The organism is Pandoraea cepalis, assembly GCF_902459625.1.
GTDB classification, from domain to species: domain Bacteria; phylum Pseudomonadota; class Gammaproteobacteria; order Burkholderiales; family Burkholderiaceae; genus Pandoraea; species Pandoraea cepalis.
In genome coordinates this window covers 234,239-252,007 of record NZ_CABPRY010000003.1, presented here as the reverse complement: position 1 = coordinate 252,007, position 17,769 = coordinate 234,239, and the positions used below count along the sequence as shown (strand labels likewise).

Below are 17,769 nucleotides of genomic sequence, written 5' to 3'. Positions count from 1 at the left end.
GATCTGCCGCCGTCCCCTCGCGTATTTAGCCCGTTACCGAATACCCAAGCCACAGTCGTTTTTCTCGCCAACCCACCGACATACAGGGACGCGAAGTGGACAGACAGGGATTGCAATTTATGGAAGTCTCCCGTATCCGCGCATTGCGCGGGCCCAACCTCTGGAGCCGTCACACCGCCATCGAGGCGATCGTGATGTGCACCGATCTGGAATACTCGATCGGCAATCTGGCCGGTTTCGAGGCTCGCCTGCGTGCACGCTTTCCCGAACTGCCGGCGCTGACGCCCGACGCCGAAGAGCGTCCGGTGTCGTTGGCAGACGCCCTCGCCACGACGGCCCTGCATCTGCAGGCCGCGGCAGGGTGCCCGGTGACATTCAGCCAAACGACGCAGACCATCGAACCCGGTACGTTCCAGGTGGTGGTGCAGTACAGCGAAGAACCTGTCGGACGTCTCGCCTTCGAACTGGCGCAGCAATTGATCCACGCGGCCCTCGACGATGGCCCGTTCGACCTGGCCGATGCTCTTTATCGCCTGCGCGATCTCGATGAAGACGTGCGCCTCGGCCCGTCGACCGGCTCGATCGTGGATGCCGCCGTCGCACGCGGCATTCCATATCGCCGCCTGACCGAAGGCTCGATGGTGCAGTTCGGCTGGGGCAGCAAGCAACGCCGCATTCAGGCGGCGGAAACCGACCGCACGTCGGCCGTGGCCGAGTCGATTGCGCAAGACAAGGATCTGACCAAGACGTTGCTGCACGCCGCCGGTGTGCCGGTCCCGCTGGGCGGCACCGTGCGCGATATCGAAGCCGCGTGGAAGCTGGTGCAGGAAATCGACGCACCGGTCGTCGTCAAACCGCGCGACGGCAACCAGGGCAAGGGCGTGGCCGTGCGTCTGCGCACGCGCGAGGAGATTGAGAAAGCGTTCGAAGCCGCGCAGGACATCAGCCGCGACGTCATCATCGAGCGCTATATTCCGGGGCACGATTTCCGTTTGCTCGTGATCGGCAACAAGCTGGTCGCGGCTGCCCGCCGCGATCCGCCGCAAGTGACCGGCGACGGCGTGCACACCGTGCGCCAGCTGGTCGAGACGGTCAATGCCGACCCACGCCGTGGCGAAGGCCATGCGACCTCGCTCACCAAGATTCGTTTCGACGACATTGCACTCGCCACGCTTGCCAAGCAGGGGTTGAACGCCGACTCCGTGCCAGCAGCCGGTGCGCGAATCGTGCTGCGCAACAACGCCAACCTGTCGACCGGCGGCACGGCCACCGACGTGACCGACGACGTCCATCCGGAAATCGCCGCGCGCGCCATCGCCGCTGCGCAGCAGGTGGGGCTGGACATCGCCGGTGTCGATGCCGTGTGCGAGACCGTCATCAAGCCGTTCGAAGATCAGGCGGGCGGCATCGTGGAAGTCAACGCCGCGCCGGGCCTGCGCATGCACTTGCAGCCGTCTTACGGCAAGGGCCGCGCGGTCGGCGAAGCCATCGTCTCGACGATGTTCGACGACGGTGACGATGGCCGCATTCCGCTCGTGGCCGTGTCCGGCACGAACGGCAAGACCACGACGGTGCGCCTGATTGCCCACCTCATCGGCCAGCAAGGCCTGCGCGTGGGCATGACCGGCACCGACGGCATTTATATCAGCGGCCAGCGCATCGACACGGGCGATTGCAGCGGCCCGCGCAGCGCGCGCAACGTGCTGATGCATCCGGACGTGGATGCCGCCGTATTCGAAACCGCGCGTGGCGGCTTGCTGCGCGAAGGCCTGGCCTACGACCGCTGCGATGTGGCCGTGGTGACCAATATCGGCATGGGCGACCACTTGGGCCTGTCGTACATCAACACGGTGGAAGACCTCGCCGTGCTCAAGAGTGTGATCGTGCGCAACGTGGCACCGCGCGGCATGGCCGTACTCAATGCCGCCGATCCGATGGTGGCGCGCATGGCAGACGCCTGCCCGGGAGACGTGACCTACTTCGCCATGGACATTGCACATCCGGTGCTCGCCACGCATCGCGCGAAGGGCAAACGCGTGGTCTATGTCGACGGCGGCAGTATCGTGACGTGTCACGGCGGCAAAGAGACCCGCTACGCTCTCGCCGCGATTCCGCTTACGCGCGGCGGCAGCATCGGGTTCCAGGTCGAGAACGCGATGGCGGCCATTGGTGCGGCCTGGGCGCTGAACCTCGATCCGGCGACGATCCGGGCCGGGCTGGCCACCTTCGTGAACGACGCCGGCACCGCGCCGGGGCGCTTCAACGTGTTCGACTACCGCGGCGCGACCGTGATTGCCGACTACGGCCACAATCCGGACGCCATTGCCGCGCTTGCGCAGGCGATCGAGACGATGCCGGCACGACGCCGTTCAGTCGTGATTTCCGGCGCGGGGGACCGTCGTGACGAGGATATCCGCCGTCAGACACAGATCCTTGGCGATGCGTTCGACGACGTGTTGCTCTACCAGGATCAGTGCCAGCGCGGCCGCGAAGACGGCGAAGTGCTGGGTCTGTTGCGCGAAGGTCTGGTCGGCGCGCGACGCGCCAGCCACATCGACGAGATTCACGGCGAGTTCGTGGCCATCGACACGGCGCTCGCACGCCTGCAACCCGGCGATCTCTGCCTGATTCTCATCGATCAGGTCGACGACGCCCTCGCGCATCTCTCGCAACGCGTGGCGCAGGCGAGCGCCTGAACACGCTTTTGCACCGTTGAGTCTGGCAGGGCTGAGTTCGAGGTGTTACGAACTCAGCCCTTTGCGTTTTCAGTGAGCGAGATCGGAGGCGTCACGCCCTGCACCCGCGCCCGGACGTGGCGATAAAAACCCAGCAGCGCGTGACAGTAAAAGCTGGGGTTATCGTAACTGCGCCCGTCGAATCGGTGGGCGACGTATCCCCCGCCGCACGCCGCAAATGCCTCGCATTGCAGGCAAGTCGCGTGGGGCTCGGGGTAGCGAGTGCGCGCGAAATCGCTGCAGGCTTGCAACGGGTGAGACGTGAGGTTGAACCCGGTGTGGGTTGCGCCCTCCTCGCAGATGGCGAGCACGTCGAGCAAGCGATAACTGCCATCGCTCTCCACGACGACGATCGGCGCAAGCGCCCCGCCAAAGGCATCGAGTTCCGAGCGACGACCGAGCACGCCGCGAATGAACGTTTCGAAGATGCGCACGCTGAAGCCCGGATCGTCGGTGGCAAGCCAGGCATCGAACCCTCGACACAGGAAGCTGAGCAGCCGAGCGTGTGTGTAGGCCTGGATGTGACGGGGCGGTGCCGCGAAATTGGCATCGGGGAGCAGAAAGTCGATGGCCGTCAGTCCGAGCGACCGAAAGTAATCGAGCATGCGCACCGGGTCATGATTCGGATCGATCACGGCCAGCACCCCATTGAAGACCCGCTGCGATGCGCGATGCGCAAGACATCGCAGAATCGCTTGCTCGACGCGCTCGCCCGTACCTTGTCGCGCGAAGTCATACCGATGCCGGTCATGCATGTCGGGCGGCCCATCGCAGCTGATGCCCAGGCTCGCGTCGTATCGCGCGTAAATATCCAGCCAGTCATCGTCGATCAACACGCCGTTGCTCTGCGTGATGATGGCGAGGTCCGACGCCGGCAGGCGCCGTCGCAAGTTTGAGAAGAAGCGCTCGGTATGGGATTTGCCGAGCAGCAGCGGCTCACCCCCGTGAACCTCCAGCGTCATGCGCGCCGTCGGATACGCACTGCGATGTTCCGCCAGACGCGTTACCAGCGCATCAAGGTGGGACGCGTGCAACCGCTTCGGCCGCTCGCGCCAGCCCTGATCGACACCGTGATACATGTAGCAATAGCTACAGTCGATATTGCAACGCTCGGCGACCTTGACCATCACCAACAGATCGCCGTGAGCGTTAGCGTTGCCGTGCGCCGCCGCGCCGGGTGGGGTCAGCATGGTGCGGGACGACGCGCGGCGCCGCTCACTTGCGCTTGCCGGCCGCCGGCGGCCCGCTTTTGGCGGACTCGCTCTCGGCTCGCGGCGCCATCAGCTTCGTGTGTGCCGCGAAGACGGCGGAGTCGTCCGGTCCGCGCGCCATTTCCGCCCTGACCGACGCGATGATCTTTCCGCCTTGGGCAGGATCTTCGTCGCGGTAGTGCACCAGAATTCCCGGCAAACCCGGCACGCCCTCCAACGCAACGTACCGGTCACTGGACGACACAGGCACTACCCGATAGAGCGGCACGGCCGCCATCTCATGCCCGAACGCCGATTTGATCTCTGCTGATTGCGCCTCGCTCAGGTCGAGCGAACCCACCGGGAAGAAGAGTTCCGAAGCCGTCATGAAAGTACCTCCGATCGAAAGGAAGGGGAACGTCAATATTGCGTGTTGAAAAAGAACGTTTGAAACAGGCGCCCGTTCTCCTTGCAGTCGCCGAAATGCCCCTGGCTCGCGTGAAACCGTCTACCGCGAAACAGGATGAGGCGATTGAAGCGATTCGCGATGCGGTCGGTCATCTCCCAGCGCTCCCATGCGGCGGCATCGGCGTCGCAACGTTGCCGCTGGTCGTCGTCATCGGGGTAGAGGTCGAAGCCGGTTTCGATATGCTGGAAGAAGGCCGTTCCTGCCGTCGGTGGTGCATCGGGCGTGAGATAGACCACGCCGGACCACACCGTGGTGTGGTCGGCATGCACCCACGTGATATCGCGCTGCACGCTGTATTGAAACGCACCGTTGTAGGTGTCGACCGGCCAATAGGTGATGGGCGACTTCACGATGTCCTGGATTGCCGACGTGACGCCGTCGTGGACAAACGCCTCGGTACGCGCACCGGGATAGTTGCCCTTGACCGCGAAGGTCTGCCTCAACGCGAAATCGCGCACGTCGGCGGGATCGCGATAGAAATCGTCGGTCACGATGATGGAGTCGTGCATGGCGCTCACTTTGGCGTAGCCGGTTCGTCACGCTGGCGCCCTCGCATAGCGGCGTCCTCCGGGACACGCCCGGCATCGCGTGCGGTCGGCGTCTCGGGCGCATCCGGCAGCATGCGCTCACGCACCCATTGCAGGTGCTCGGCGGATATCTCCGGACGATCGACTTTGCCAAACCCCGTGCGTCGATCGTAGAAGCCGGCGCGAATCTCCTTCGACACCTCGTAGATGTGGGGATTGAATCCTTGCACGTCATAGAGATGCTGCTCCACCACACCGATCAGCTTGCAGTTCGATGTGTTGCCCGCCATGGCCGTGGGTTGCCAACCGGCGTGCCGGATCCACTGCATCTGCTCGGCCTCGCTCAGCCCTCGCGCGAGCAAAGGCGAGGCGCAGAAGAAGCCGTTGTCGGCGTCACGCTTCGTGAATCCGCTCACCGGATACGCCAGCGGTGGAAATCGGTGTCCACTGAGAATGAGTCGGACACCGTACGTTCTGCACGCCTTTGCCATCGCCGCAAACACTCCGCCGATGCATGAGGTACACGGAATCTTGCCGGAACTGGACGCCAGCGATTCGCGGGCCACCTGGCGAATGTCGATCGTCTCGATCACCAGCGCTACGCCAAAGCGCGCGCAGAATGTCCTCGCGTTGTCCTTGACCTCATCGGGAATGAAGCCGTTGTCGACGAGCACGGCGATGGGGCGCAAATGCAACTCCTTTACGGCAAGGAGCAGTGTGAGCGCGCTGTCCTTGCCCCCGGAATAGGCCACTACGGCGTCTGGCGTGCCTTCTCCGCGACAGGATTGCACGACCTCCAGGAGACGGCGCTGCGTGTAGTCGCCGCGTGCGGCTTCGGCCGCGAACGCATGACAGGCCTGACAAATGCCATCGGCTTCGATATGCACGCCAGGCAAGTCTTCGGTGAGCAGGCACCGGGCACAGTAGCGATCGACGGCAACGCCGATGCCAGTGGAGGATTCCACACGGAGTCTGCGCAGCGGCGCGCCGGTCGCGTTGAACAACCGCGCGCGCTGTTCTGCTGACAAAGGTAAGAGAGTTGACGACATCACCGCGGCTCCCATGCCGGGTGCCCGCCAGGACACCCGGAATTCGCGACTCGACGCACTACGGGCGCGAGCCGCATCACACGCAATAGACACGAGCGGACGATAAAACCTGCGGTTTCGCGCCCGTGTCCGACCAAGGTGTCACGTCGAATCAGTGGAGTCCTTGCGAGCCTTGCACGCCTTGCGGGCCTTGTATGCCCTGAGCGCCTTGCACGCCTTGCGGGCCCTGCAGACCCTGAGCGCCTTGCACGCCTTGGCCGTGCTGATACCCTTGCGGACCCTGCATGCCCTGAGCACCTTGCATACCTTGCGGTCCCTGCACGCCCTGAGCACCTTGCATACCTTGCGGTCCCTGCACGCCCTGAGCACCTTGCATACCTTGCGGTCCCTGCATGCCGTGAGCACTTTGCATACCTTGTGGGCCCTGAATGCCTTGCATACCCTGCGGGCCCTGCATGCCTTGGACACCTTGCATACCTTGCGGGCCCTGCATGCCCTGAGCACTTTGCATACCTTGTGGGCCCTGAATGCCCTGAGCACTTTGCATACCTTGTGGGCCCTGAATGCCTTGCATACCCTGCGGGCCCTGCACGCCTTGGACACCTTGCATACCCTGCGGGCCCTGCACGCCTTGGACACCTTGCATACCTTGCGGGCCCTGCATGCCTTGAGCACCTTGCATACCTTGTGGACCCTGCATGCCCTGAGCACCTTGCACACCTTGTGGGCCCTGCATGCCATGAGCACCTTGCATACCTTGTGGGCCCTGCATGCCCTGAATGCCTTGAGCGTGCTGATACCCCTGAGCCCCTTGCGGACCCTGCATGCCCTGAGGTCCCTGCATGCCTTGGACGCCTTGCATACCTTGCGGTCCCTGCATGCCCTGAGCACCTTGCATACCTTGCGGGCCCTGCATGCCCTGAATGCCCTGGGCGTGCTGATATCCCTGCGGGCCTTGCACGCCCTGAGCGCCCTGCGGCCCCTGCACGCCCTGCACGCCTTGCGGCCCCTGCACGCCTTGCACGCCTTGCAAACCCTGACCGTTCGGATGGCCTTGCACCCCGGCCCCCTGCGCGCCGTACACACCGCGAAGTTCCGGGAAGCTCGACACGACTCGGATAGCGCCGATGCGCTGCCCGGTGATCGCTTGAATGTGTCGGATTTGGTCTTCGTTGAGTTGCAGTTCCAGATCGTTCTCGTTCATGGTGCTTTGCTCCTTGAATCAATTAAACATCGGACACCTGCGAGAGCGATTCTGATGAATTCCGAAAGACCCAAACGCCGTGTAGCCTCGCAAACGCACTGCGAGAGCCATCGATTCAAGTCGGGAAAGAGACGAAAGAGAGGTACGAGGGACGGCCGCTCACCTGCGGCAATGCTGGTGCCTTACCGCATCAAGACACAGGGCGCCAGGCGGCAAGCGCGACACGAAATCATTCTGGCGGCGGCGCGTTTGCGCTTTTCTGATTAAGAATTTTCCCAAGCGCGGCGTGCTTTGCTTTGCCACGAAGCTAGGGACAGTCAGGTGGTCCAACTCGGCCGTGCGCGCATTGCCGAGCACCGTGACAGCGGCATCCGGCCACGGTCGCCCGCCCCTCCAGTGGCGCCAGCATGCGCAAAACGAAGCGCCCGCGCGGCGCTTGATGGGCGGCCGCGCGGGCGCGTCTTCCGGTGTTGCGAGGTGGGCCGGCGCCGCCGGCCAATCCGTCAAACCACGACGTCTTGCGGCGCCATTTGCGTGCCGTACGAGGCCCAGTGTCCGTCTGCGTCGTCGGCCGCCACGGTCGGCTTGCATGAGCCTGCGGTTTCGTCGAGCCCTTGCAGCAACGGGCAACGTTCGAAGAGTTCGGCGATGAAGTCGACAAACACGCGAACCTTCGGCGATAGATGCCGGTTATGCGGATACACGGCCGAAATCGGCATGGGGGGCGGCTTCCACTGGTGCAGAATCTCGACCAATTGGCCCGATTGCAGATACGGCAGCGCCATGAAGCGCGCGAGCTGCACCGTCCCGAACCCCGCGAGTCCCAATTGCAGATACGCCTCGGCGTCGTTGACCGCGACCGCCCCTGTCATGGGGATCTCGACCTCCTTGCCGTCCACCAGGAACTGGTCCTCGACGACGCGCCCCGTTCGGCTCGAGAAGTAGTGCACCGCCGTGTGCCGTTGCAGGTCGTCGAGCGAATGCGGCATGCCCATGCGCTCGAGATAAGCCGGTGACGCGCACGTCAGGCTTTGGAACAGGCCCACGCGTCGCGCGACCAGGCTCGAATCCTGAAGCGTGCCAACGCGCAACACACAATCGACGCCCTCCTGGATCAGGTCGACCGGCTTGTCGCCCATGCCCACCATCAGTTCGACTTCCGGGTAGCGTTCGTGAAATTCGCACAGCGCCGGCAGCACCACCAGCTTGCCGAGCGAACCCGGCATGTCGATGCGCAGCTTGCCGCGCACGCGCTGGCTGCTCTCCCGGAACGACGATTCGGTTTCCTCGATATCCGCGAGGATGCGCAGGCATCGCTCGTAATACGCAGCCCCGTCAGGCGTCAGGTTGAGTCGCCGGGTCGTACGCTGCAACAGCCGCGTGCCCAGATGCGCCTCGAGGTTCTGAATAATCGTGGTCACCGAGGTGCGCGGCAAACCGAGATTGTCGGCCGCACGTGAAAAGCTGTTTGCCTCGACAACTCGCGTGAATACCTGCATCGCTTGCAAGCGATCCATGACATTTCCCCATTCGAAAACGTGGTTGCATCAGCCAATCCGGCTTATTTCACGCGCATTGCAAGTGCATAAGCAAATTGGTCGGCGGCAGAAGCCAATACCGGCAAGGCCGACATCGATTAGTCGATCTGACCGAATAGTGTTGCCAAATTATAGGCGTTTATCCCGATGTCCGTCGCCTCTAGACTTCGATCCATCAAATGTCATCAGAGGGGTATCGCGCTCGCGAGCCCAACGCCATATGTCAGCCAACGCCAAGTCGCCCTCGGGACGTCCGGGCCAAACGCACCGCACCGACGACGGACTGCGCATCGAAGAGGTGAGCATCGCCGGTCATGCCGGCCCGGTCACCCTGCGTCTGTATCGGCCGACCGGCCACGCCGGCGCCGATGCCGCCCACGCCGGGGCGGCGGGCGTGGTGGTGCCGCTCGAAGCGCATTTGCCGGTCGTGCTGTATTTCCACGGCGGCGGCTTCTGCCACGGCTCGCTCAACGACGGCGACGCCGCGGCCCGCTATCTTGCTCTGCACATCCCCGCGCTGGTGGTCTCGGTGGGGTATTCGCTCGCCCCGGCACACCCGTTCCCCGCCGCGCCGGAAGATGCGTGGTGCGCCGCGCGCTGGCTGCACCGCAACGCCCGGCGCTACGGTGCCAGCCCGCGCCGTCTTGCCGTGGCCGGGCACGATGCCGGCGGCAACATCGCCGCAGCGTTGACGATGATGGCGCGTGATCGCGGTGAAATTGCCATCTCGGCACAGGTACTGCTCGCTCCGCTGCTCGACCCCAGCATGACGCGCCTGGCCGACGGGCGCACGCCAAGCGATATCGAAGCCAGCGAGTGCGCCCGCTGCTATCGCGCCTATTTGCCGCACGCAACGCAGCGTCTGCATCCGTACGCCGCGCCGCTCGAATCGCGCCGTCTCGCGGGCCTGCCGCCCACGCTGATTGCTTCTGCCGAACACGACCTGCTACACGTCGAAGCCGAAAAATATGCGGCGGAGCTCATCGCCGCCGGCGTGCCGACACAGGTCACGCGCCATCGCAGCGCGTCCCATCACGGCCTGGCCGCCCTGCCCGCCGCACTGCGGGAAGTGGCCGCGTTCCTGACACGCCGGCTGGCGCCACCCGCCACCGGTGCCCCCCAGTGAGTCCATCCGATTCCGGAGATCTTAAAAAAATGACCACCCTCGCTCGCAAACCCGTTCTTATTGCCGCCGCCGTTACGGTGGCGCTCGTGGCCCTGGGCACGCTCACGGTCGTGCGCGTCGACGCCAGCACGCCTCCCAGCGCGCAAGTCATGCCGACAGTGGAAGTCGACGTAGCCAACGTGATCTCACGCACCGTGACCGATTGGCAAAGCTATTCCGGCCGCCTCGACGCCGTGGATCGCGTCGACATCAAGCCGCTCGTGTCGGGCACCATCACCGCCGTGCATTTCAGGGACGGACAGCTCGTGAAAAAGGGCGATGCGCTCTTCACGATCGATCCGCGTCCGTATGCGGCCGAAGTCGACCGCACCGCGGCGCAACTCGCGTCGGCGCAGGCACGCGACGTCTTCACCAGCACCGACCTCGCCCGCGCGCAGCGGCTGATCGCGGATAACGCCATCGCAAAGAAGGACTTCGACCAGAAGGAAAACGCCGCGCGCGAGGCTGCCGCCAACGTGAAAGCGGCACGCGCCGCGCTCGAAACCGCTCGCATCAACCTCGGCTACACGCAAATCGTGGCGCCGATCGCAGGTCGGGTCTCGCGCGCGGAAATCACGGTGGGCAATACGGTATCGGCCGGCGCACAATCGCCTGCGCTGACCACCGTGGTCTCCGTCTCGCCGATCTACGCTGCGTTCGACGTCGATGAGCAGACCTATCTGCGCTATCTCGCGCGCGATACCGCGAAGACGAACGGCGTCCCCGTCGACCTGGGCCTGGCCAACGAGTCCGGCTATTCGCGCAAGGGCACCGTGTATTCGGTCGATAACCGTTTTGATACGACCTCGGGCACGATCCGCGTGCGTGCGCGCTTCGATAACACCGACGGCGCGCTCTTGCCGGGCCTGTACGCCCGCATTCGCGTGGGTGGCGGCGAACCGCACCCGGCGCTGCTTGTCGACGAGGCCGCCATCGGCACCGACCAGAGCAAGAAGTTCGTGCTCGTCGTCGACCCGCAGAACAAGGTGCAGTATCGCGAAGTACAGTTGGGCGAGCGCCACGGCGGCCTCATCGAGATCGCCAGTGGCCTGAAGGACGGCGAGCGCATCATCGTCAATGGTCTGCAGCGCGTGCGTCCGGGCGATCCGGTCACGCCGAAGGCCGTGAAGATGGCCGGCGATACGGGCGACGGGCACGACATCGTGGCGCCGGCCATGGCCACCAACGCCACCGCTACCGACACTGCCGCCGGCACGCCTGCGAACACCTCGAGCCAGCCGCCTCAGCACAACCCCAAGGCCAGCGCGGGCGCCAAGCCGGCCACGGCCCGTTCGGTCGCGGCGGCCACCACGGCGACGCGTTCGTGAAATGCGCCCACGCTCACCTGCGCACGCGCGAACCGCGCCCTGAACGACCCCCAAGAGTCTCGTCATGAACATCTCAAAATTCTTTATCGACCGGCCCATCTTCGCGGGGGTGCTCTCGATCATCACGCTGCTGGCCGGCCTGATCGCCGTGTTCCAGTTGCCGATCTCGGAGTACCCGGAAGTGGTTCCGCCGTCGGTCGTGGTGCATGCCCAATACCCCGGCGCCAACCCGAAGGTGATCGCCGAGACCGTGGCCGCGCCCCTCGAAGAGCAGATCAACGGCGTGGAGAACATGCTGTACATGCAGTCGCAGGCCAACAGCGACGGCAACCTCACCACGACCGTGACCTTCCGCCTGGGCACCGACCCGGACAAGGCCCAGCAGCTCGTGCAGAACCGCGTCTCGCAAGCGCTGCCGCGTCTGCCGGACGACGTGCAGCGTCTGGGGGTAACGACGATCAAGTCCTCGCCCACGCTCACGATGGTGGTGCACTTGCTCTCGCCGAACCAGCGCTACGACATGACCTACCTGCGCAACTACGCGCTCATCAACGTCAAGGATCGCCTCTCGCGCATCAAGGGCGTAGGCGAGGTGCAGTTGTGGGGCGCGGGTGATTACTCGATGCGGGTGTGGCTCGATCCTGCAAAGGTTGCCCAGCGCGGCCTGACCGCCTCGGACGTGGTGAAGGCCATTCGCGAACAGAACGTGCAGGTCGCGGCCGGTGTCATCGGCGCGTCGCCGGCCGGTCCGAACACGCCGTTGCAGCTCAACGTCAACGCGCGTGGGCGGTTGAATACGGAAGACGAGTTCCGCGACATCATCCTGAAGACCTCACCGGACGGTGCCGTCACGCACCTGGGCGACGTGGCCCGCGTGCAGCTCGACGCCTCGCAATACAGCCTGCGCTCGTTGCTCGACAACCAGCCGGCGGTGGCACTGGCCATCAACCAGTCGCCGGGGGCGAACTCGCTGCAGATCTCCGATCAAGTCCGCGAAGCCATGGCGGAGCTGCAAAAGGACATGCCGCCGGGCGTCGAATATCGCATCGTGTATGACCCGACGCAGTTCGTGCGGTCGTCGATCAAGGCCGTGGTGCACACGCTGCTTGAAGCCATCGCCCTCGTGGTGCTGGTAGTGATCGTGTTCCTGCAGACGTGGCGCGCGTCGATCATTCCGCTGCTCGCCGTGCCGGTATCGATTGTGGGGACGTTCGCCCTGCTGCTCGGCTTCGGCTACTCGATCAATGCGCTGTCGCTGTTCGGGATGGTGCTCGCCATCGGCATCGTGGTGGACGACGCCATCGTGGTGGTCGAGAACGTGGAGCGCAACATCGCGGCCGGGCTCTCGCCCAAGGAAGCGACGTATCAGGCCATGCGCGAAGTGAGTGGTCCGATTATCGCGATCGCGCTCACGCTGGTGGCCGTGTTCGTGCCGCTCGCCTTCATGTCGGGTCTCACGGGTCAGTTCTACAAGCAGTTCGCGATGACCATCGCCATCTCGACCGTAATCTCGGCCTTCAACTCGCTCACGCTGTCGCCGGCCATGGCCGCGCTGCTGCTCAAGGACCATCACGCCAAGCCCGATTGGCTCACGCGGCAGATGAACCGATTTCTGGGCGGCTTTTTCAACGCGTTCAACCGCGTGTTCCATCGCGGCTCCGAGAAGTACGGTCAAGGCGTGACGCGCGTGATCGGGCGCAAGGCGATCATGATGGCGATCTTCGCCGTCCTGCTCGGCGCCACGATGCTGATGAGCAAGGTCGTGCCGAGCGGCTTCGTGCCGGCGCAGGACAAGGAGTATCTGGTCGCGTTCGCCCAGTTGCCGAACGGCGCGTCGCTCGACCGTACCGAGAAGGTGATTCGCGACATGACCGACGTTGCCCTGAAAACGCCGGGTGTACAAAGCGCCGTGGCCTTCCCGGGGTTGTCGGTCAACGGCTTCACCAACTCGTCGTCGGCCGGCATCGTGTTCGTCACGCTCAAGCCGTTCGCCGAGCGTCACGACAAGACGCTCTCGGCGGCCGCCATCGCCGGGCAACTCAACGGCGCGTACTCGAAGATGAAGGACTCGTTCATCGCCGTGTTCCCGCCGCCGCCGGTGCTGGGGCTCGGGACACTCGGCGGCTTCAAGCTGCAAATCGAAGATCGCGGCGCGCTCGGCTACGCCGCCTTGAACGACGCCACGCAGGCGTTCATCAAGAAGGCCTCGCAGACGAAGGAACTGGGCCCGACGTTCTCGTCGTACCAGATCAACGTGCCGCAGTTGAACGTGGATCTCGACCGCGTGAAAGCCAAGCAGTTGGGTGTGCCGATCACCGACGTGTTCGACACCATGCAGATCTACCTCGGCTCGCTGTACGTGAACGACTTCAACAAGTTCGGACGCGTGTATCAGGTGCGTGTTCAGGCCGATGCGCCGTTCCGCGCCCATGCCGACGACATCGGGCTGCTCAAGACTCGAAACAGCCATGGCGACATGGTGCCGCTCTCGTCACTGGTGAAAGTGTCGCCAACGTTCGGCCCGGAAATGGTGGTGCGCTACAACGGCTACACCGCCGCCGACGTGAACGGCGGTCCGGCCCCCGGGTATTCGTCGGGTCAGGCGCAGGCTGCCGTGGAGCGCATTGCCGCCGAGACGCTGCCGCGCGGGGTGAAGTTCGAATGGACGGACCTGACGTATCAGCAGATTCTCGCGGGCAACTCGGCGCTGTGGGTGTTCCCGATCTCGGTGCTGCTGGTGTTCCTGGTGCTCGCCGCACAGTACGAAAGCCTGACGCTGCCGCTCGCCGTCATCATGATCGTGCCGATGAGCATTCTGTCCGCGCTGTTCGGCGTGTGGCTGACCGGAGGGGATAACAACATCTTCACGCAGATCGGTCTGATGGTGCTGGTGGGGCTCTCCGCGAAGAACGCGATCCTGATCGTGGAGTTCGCACGCGAGCTGGAAATGCAAGGCCGCAGTCCCGTGGCCGCCGCGATCGAGGCAAGCCGCCTGCGTCTGCGCCCGATTCTGATGACGTCGATCGCGTTCATCATGGGGGTGGTGCCGTTGGTGACATCGACCGGCGCCGGTTCGGAAATGCGTCACGCGATGGGGGTTGCCGTGTTCTTCGGCATGATCGGCGTGACCGGCTTCGGTCTGATTATGACGCCGGTGTTCTACGTGCTGCTGCGCACGCTGGCGGGCAAGAAGCCGCTGCACAGCGCTCACGCATCGACCATGCCCGCCAACGTCAAGGCCGAAGTCTGAAGGATGCCAATCATGCAATCGCAATGGATCAAACGAAGTCTGGGTGTCTCGAGCCTGCTCGGGGCCCTGCTGGTGGTGGCGGGCTGCTCGATGGCCCCCACGTACGAAGTGCCGACGGTGACCGACAAGGGGACGCCGACGGCATTCAAGGAAGCGTCGCTCCCGGCCGGTGAAGCCGGCACGTGGAAGCCTGCCGAGCCTGCCGAAGCAATGGCGCGCGGCCAATGGTGGAAGGTGTTTGGCGACGCCACCCTGGACACGCTCGAGGATGATGCGCTGGCGGCCAACCAGAACCTGAAGGCGGCCGCCGCCCGCGTGCAGGAAGCCCGAGGGGTGCAGCGTCAGGCCCGTGCGGCGCTGTTCCCGACGCTCGACGCCGGGTTCGGTCCCACGCGGCAGAAGCTCTCACCCGCCTCGCAGATGCAACCGGACGGCACGAACATCGCGCCGTACACGCTGTGGCGCGCGCAAGCGAGCGTCGGCTATGAAGTCGATTTGTTCGGACGCGTGTCGGACAACGTTGCTGCAGCCCGCGCGGACGCCGAGCAGAGCGAAGCCCTCTATCGCTCGGTGCAGCTTGCGCTGCAAGCCGATGTCGCGCAGAACTACTTCAGCCTGCGCGAGCTCGACGCGGAACAGGCGCTCTACACGCAAACGGTGACGCTGCGCGAAGCAGCGCTCAAGCTGGTGCAGCGACGCTTTGCCGAAGGCGATATCGACGAGCTGGACGTGGCGCGCGCCAAGGCCGAACTGGCCACGGCGCAATCCGACGCGCTGGCGGTCGCGCGTCTGCGGGCCGCCTCGGAACACAGCCTCGCGATTCTGCTCGGCAAGGCGCCCGCGCAATTCACGTTCGCGCCGTCGCCGCTCACGCCGGTCGCCGTGCACATCCCGGCGGGTCTGCCGTCTGCCTTGCTCGAACGACGTCCGGATATCGCGGCGGCCGAACGCGGCATGGCAGCCGCCAACGCGCGCATCGGCGTGGCGAAAGCGGCCTTCTTCCCCTCGCTCTCGCTCACCGGCGCGGGCGGCTTCGAAGCGGCCACGCTGGGCGACCTGTTCAACTGGTCGAGCCGTACCTTCCTGCTCGGCCCAGTGGTAGGCGGACTGCTCTCGATGCCGATCTTCGATGGCGGCGCGCGCAGCGGCAATCTGTCGCGGGCGCGGGCGCGCTACGAGGAAGACGTCGCGAACTATCGCCAGCAAGTCCTCGTCGCGTTCCAGGAAGTCGAGGACAACCTGTCCAACCTGCGCCTGCTTGCCGCGCAGATGCGCGCGCAGAACGATGCGGTGACAGCGTCGAACCGTGCCGCACAACTCTCGCGCATGCAGTATCAGGAAGGCTCGATTGCCTATCTCGATGTCATCGATGCGGAACGTACGGTGCTTCAGGCGCGGCGCAGCGCGGTCCAACTCGCCGGCGCGAACGCGGTCTCGACCGTCAACCTGATCCGCGCTCTCGGCGGCGGCTGGGGCGATGTGCCGGTGGCCAATGCGCCAACGACGTCCACGACGCCGGGGTCGCCCAACGGGCCGGCCAACGGCGCTACGGCGGCGACGCCGGCCGACAACGCCACGGTAGCCGCCCGATAGATTTCATCTGCGTCAAAGTTTCTTCCCTGCGTCCCTGCTTGCCCGGTGCCTGCCTTGCGTCAACCGACGTTCGGCGTGCCCGGGCTTTTTTTGCTCCGTGCGCACCAGATGAACCTGCGCTCTTCGCATCCGCCGATCCGCCCATCCTCCGGACAGCATTCCCTCCTTCCTCCGCCGGCCAGGATCACGCCTTTTGCGTCTCGTTTTCCTGATTTTGGTGCGCCGCTTCATCGCCAACCCGTTCCTATTCGAGATTTCGCTGCGGTGCAGCATTAAAATCTCGCGCTCGCACTCTCCCAATCCATCGATATACGATATATCATGCACAAAATATCAACACGCCGCCCTAAACGGGTGCAGATGGTGGAGCGGGACGACATGGCAATGACACGACGCGACGTGAGGGATTGGCTGGCGGGTTTTCTGCCCGCCGTGGTGGCCGTCCACTGGCGCGAACGACTGCGCGCGGGCTTTGGCGCGCTGTGCGGGATTGCACTGACCGGTGGCCTGATGCTCTGGATGCTCGGCCCCGCGACGTATATCCCCTGGCTCGTTGCGCCGATGGGGGCATCCGCCGTGTTGCTTTTCGGGGTACCGGCCAGTCCTCTCGCCCAACCCTGGTCGATTCTCGGCGGCAATCTGGTCGCCGCCGTCGTCGGGGTGACGTGCGCGATGTACATTCCGTCGCCGATCGCCGCGGCGGCCACTGCAGTCGGCGTCTCCATCGCGTTGATGTTCACGCTGCGCTGCGTGCACCCGCCGTCGGGCGCCGTGGCACTGACCGCCGTGCTCGGCGGCCCGGCTGTCCACGCCCTTGGGTACGGTTTCGTCCTTGAGCCGATTGCTGTGCAGTCGGTGGCACTGCTCGGCGCGGCCATCGGTTATCACGCGCTCACCGGCCATCGCTACCCACACGCCATGCGTGCGCAGGCCACGGTGCGTCCGGTCAATGCCTCCGCCATACCGGTCACGACGGCTGACGCCGAGAAGGCCCTCGCTCGCCGCAGCGAGTTGCTCGACATTTCCGCCGACGACCTCGCCAGCCTGCTCCGCGACACCCAGCGCGAGGCCTATGCGCGCCGCGCCCGCGAGTTGACCTGTGCCGATGTCATGACGCCGGCACTCGCGAAGGTCCAGGCGCACGACGAAGCGCCGGCAGCGTGGCGTCTGTTGCAGCGACACGGGCTGGACGCCCTGCCGGTCGTCGATGGCGACGCTCGCGTCATTGGATTGATCACGCGTCACGATCTTCACACGCGCCGAGCGCGCCGCCAGCGTTGGCCGCGCTTTGGCATGTCGATCGGCACGGGGCAGCGCCCGGCGGTTCGCGACGTCATGCAAACGCAGCCGCAGTCGGCCACCGCCGGCATGCCACTCTCGGAGTTGGTGCCGCTGCTGATGACGCAACGTCACGGCACCCTGCCCGTGCTCGACGAAGCGGCGCGGCTTGTGGGCGTTGTCACGCACGCCGAAGTGCTTCGCAAGGTCATGGCTGCGTGAAACGCCAATCGCCCGCCAGGGACTGATCACTGAGCGTCAAACACCTGCGATGCGCGTCAAGCATCGCAGCGCACTTTCCCCTGCCTCACCCTGGCCCGGCGCCCGTCGTGGTACTGCGCACGTCGGACACCGCCCCTCCCTGCGTGGAATTGTCAGTCCTGAGCCGATCTGCAAGAATGGCGGCGGCGTGACGTACCGACGCCGTAGCGCTTCGTTTAGCG

At 64.9% G+C, this 17,769-nt stretch carries 12 protein-coding genes; 6 read left to right on the top strand and 6 right to left on the bottom strand.

All coding sequences use genetic code 11. The features are described from left to right. Positions 1-119 precede the first annotated feature (119 nt). The gene (gene cphA / locus PCE31107_RS09245; RefSeq protein ID WP_150607920.1) at positions 120-2,696 is read left to right on the top strand and encodes a cyanophycin synthetase; all 2,577 of its coding nucleotides are present in this window, start codon (positions 120-122) and stop codon (positions 2,694-2,696) included. A gap of 53 nt (positions 2,697-2,749) precedes the next feature. On the opposite strand, the gene PCE31107_RS09240 is transcribed toward cphA, so the two are convergent. The 6 genes from PCE31107_RS09240 to PCE31107_RS09215 form a co-directional block, all read right to left on the bottom strand. Further along, entirely contained in the window at positions 2,750-3,925 is a 1,176-nt protein-coding gene (locus tag PCE31107_RS09240) for a radical SAM protein (protein ID WP_150607918.1), read from the bottom strand. A gap of 25 nt (positions 3,926-3,950) precedes the next feature. Continuing rightward, complete coding sequence (locus PCE31107_RS09235) at positions 3,951-4,313, bottom strand: hypothetical protein (protein ID WP_130026180.1); 363 nt, start codon at positions 4,311-4,313, stop codon at positions 3,951-3,953. A 32-nt stretch (positions 4,314-4,345) separates the two neighbouring features. Further along, positions 4,346-4,903: a DUF6445 family protein gene (locus PCE31107_RS09230; RefSeq protein ID WP_130026181.1), complete on the bottom strand. Its 558-nt coding sequence runs from the start codon at positions 4,901-4,903 to the stop codon at positions 4,346-4,348. 5 nt (positions 4,904-4,908) lie between these two features. After that, positions 4,909-5,886, bottom strand: coding sequence for an adenine nucleotide alpha hydrolase family protein (locus PCE31107_RS09225; protein ID WP_150607916.1), 978 nt, complete (start codon positions 5,884-5,886; stop codon positions 4,909-4,911). Between the two features lie 235 nt (positions 5,887-6,121). Then, the gene (locus tag PCE31107_RS09220; protein WP_150607914.1) at positions 6,122-7,174 is read right to left on the bottom strand and encodes a collagen-like domain-containing protein; all 1,053 of its coding nucleotides are present in this window, start codon (positions 7,172-7,174) and stop codon (positions 6,122-6,124) included. A 503-nt stretch (positions 7,175-7,677) separates the two neighbouring features. After that, the gene (locus tag PCE31107_RS09215; protein ID WP_150607912.1) at positions 7,678-8,691 is read right to left on the bottom strand and encodes a LysR family transcriptional regulator; all 1,014 of its coding nucleotides are present in this window, start codon (positions 8,689-8,691) and stop codon (positions 7,678-7,680) included. A gap of 241 nt (positions 8,692-8,932) precedes the next feature. Here PCE31107_RS09215 and PCE31107_RS09210 point away from each other — a divergent pair, with 241 nt between their 5' ends. From PCE31107_RS09210 to PCE31107_RS09190, 5 genes are all read left to right on the top strand, one after another. After that, positions 8,933-9,838: an alpha/beta hydrolase gene (locus PCE31107_RS09210; protein WP_150607910.1), complete on the top strand. Its 906-nt coding sequence runs from the start codon at positions 8,933-8,935 to the stop codon at positions 9,836-9,838. Between the two features lie 29 nt (positions 9,839-9,867). Further along, positions 9,868-11,205: an efflux RND transporter periplasmic adaptor subunit gene (locus PCE31107_RS09205; RefSeq protein ID WP_150607908.1), complete on the top strand. Its 1,338-nt coding sequence runs from the start codon at positions 9,868-9,870 to the stop codon at positions 11,203-11,205. A 64-nt stretch (positions 11,206-11,269) separates the two neighbouring features. Next, a complete protein-coding gene (locus PCE31107_RS09200; RefSeq protein WP_150607906.1) occupies positions 11,270-14,455 on the top strand; it encodes an efflux RND transporter permease subunit in 3,186 nt (1,061 codons plus the stop codon). A gap of 12 nt (positions 14,456-14,467) precedes the next feature. Next, the gene (locus tag PCE31107_RS09195; RefSeq protein ID WP_150607904.1) at positions 14,468-16,048 is read left to right on the top strand and encodes an efflux transporter outer membrane subunit; all 1,581 of its coding nucleotides are present in this window, start codon (positions 14,468-14,470) and stop codon (positions 16,046-16,048) included. A 384-nt stretch (positions 16,049-16,432) separates the two neighbouring features. Next, positions 16,433-17,548, top strand: a complete 1,116-nt coding sequence (locus tag PCE31107_RS09190; RefSeq protein ID WP_174966629.1) for an HPP family protein — start codon at positions 16,433-16,435, stop codon at positions 17,546-17,548. Positions 17,549-17,769: the final 221 nt, after the last annotated feature.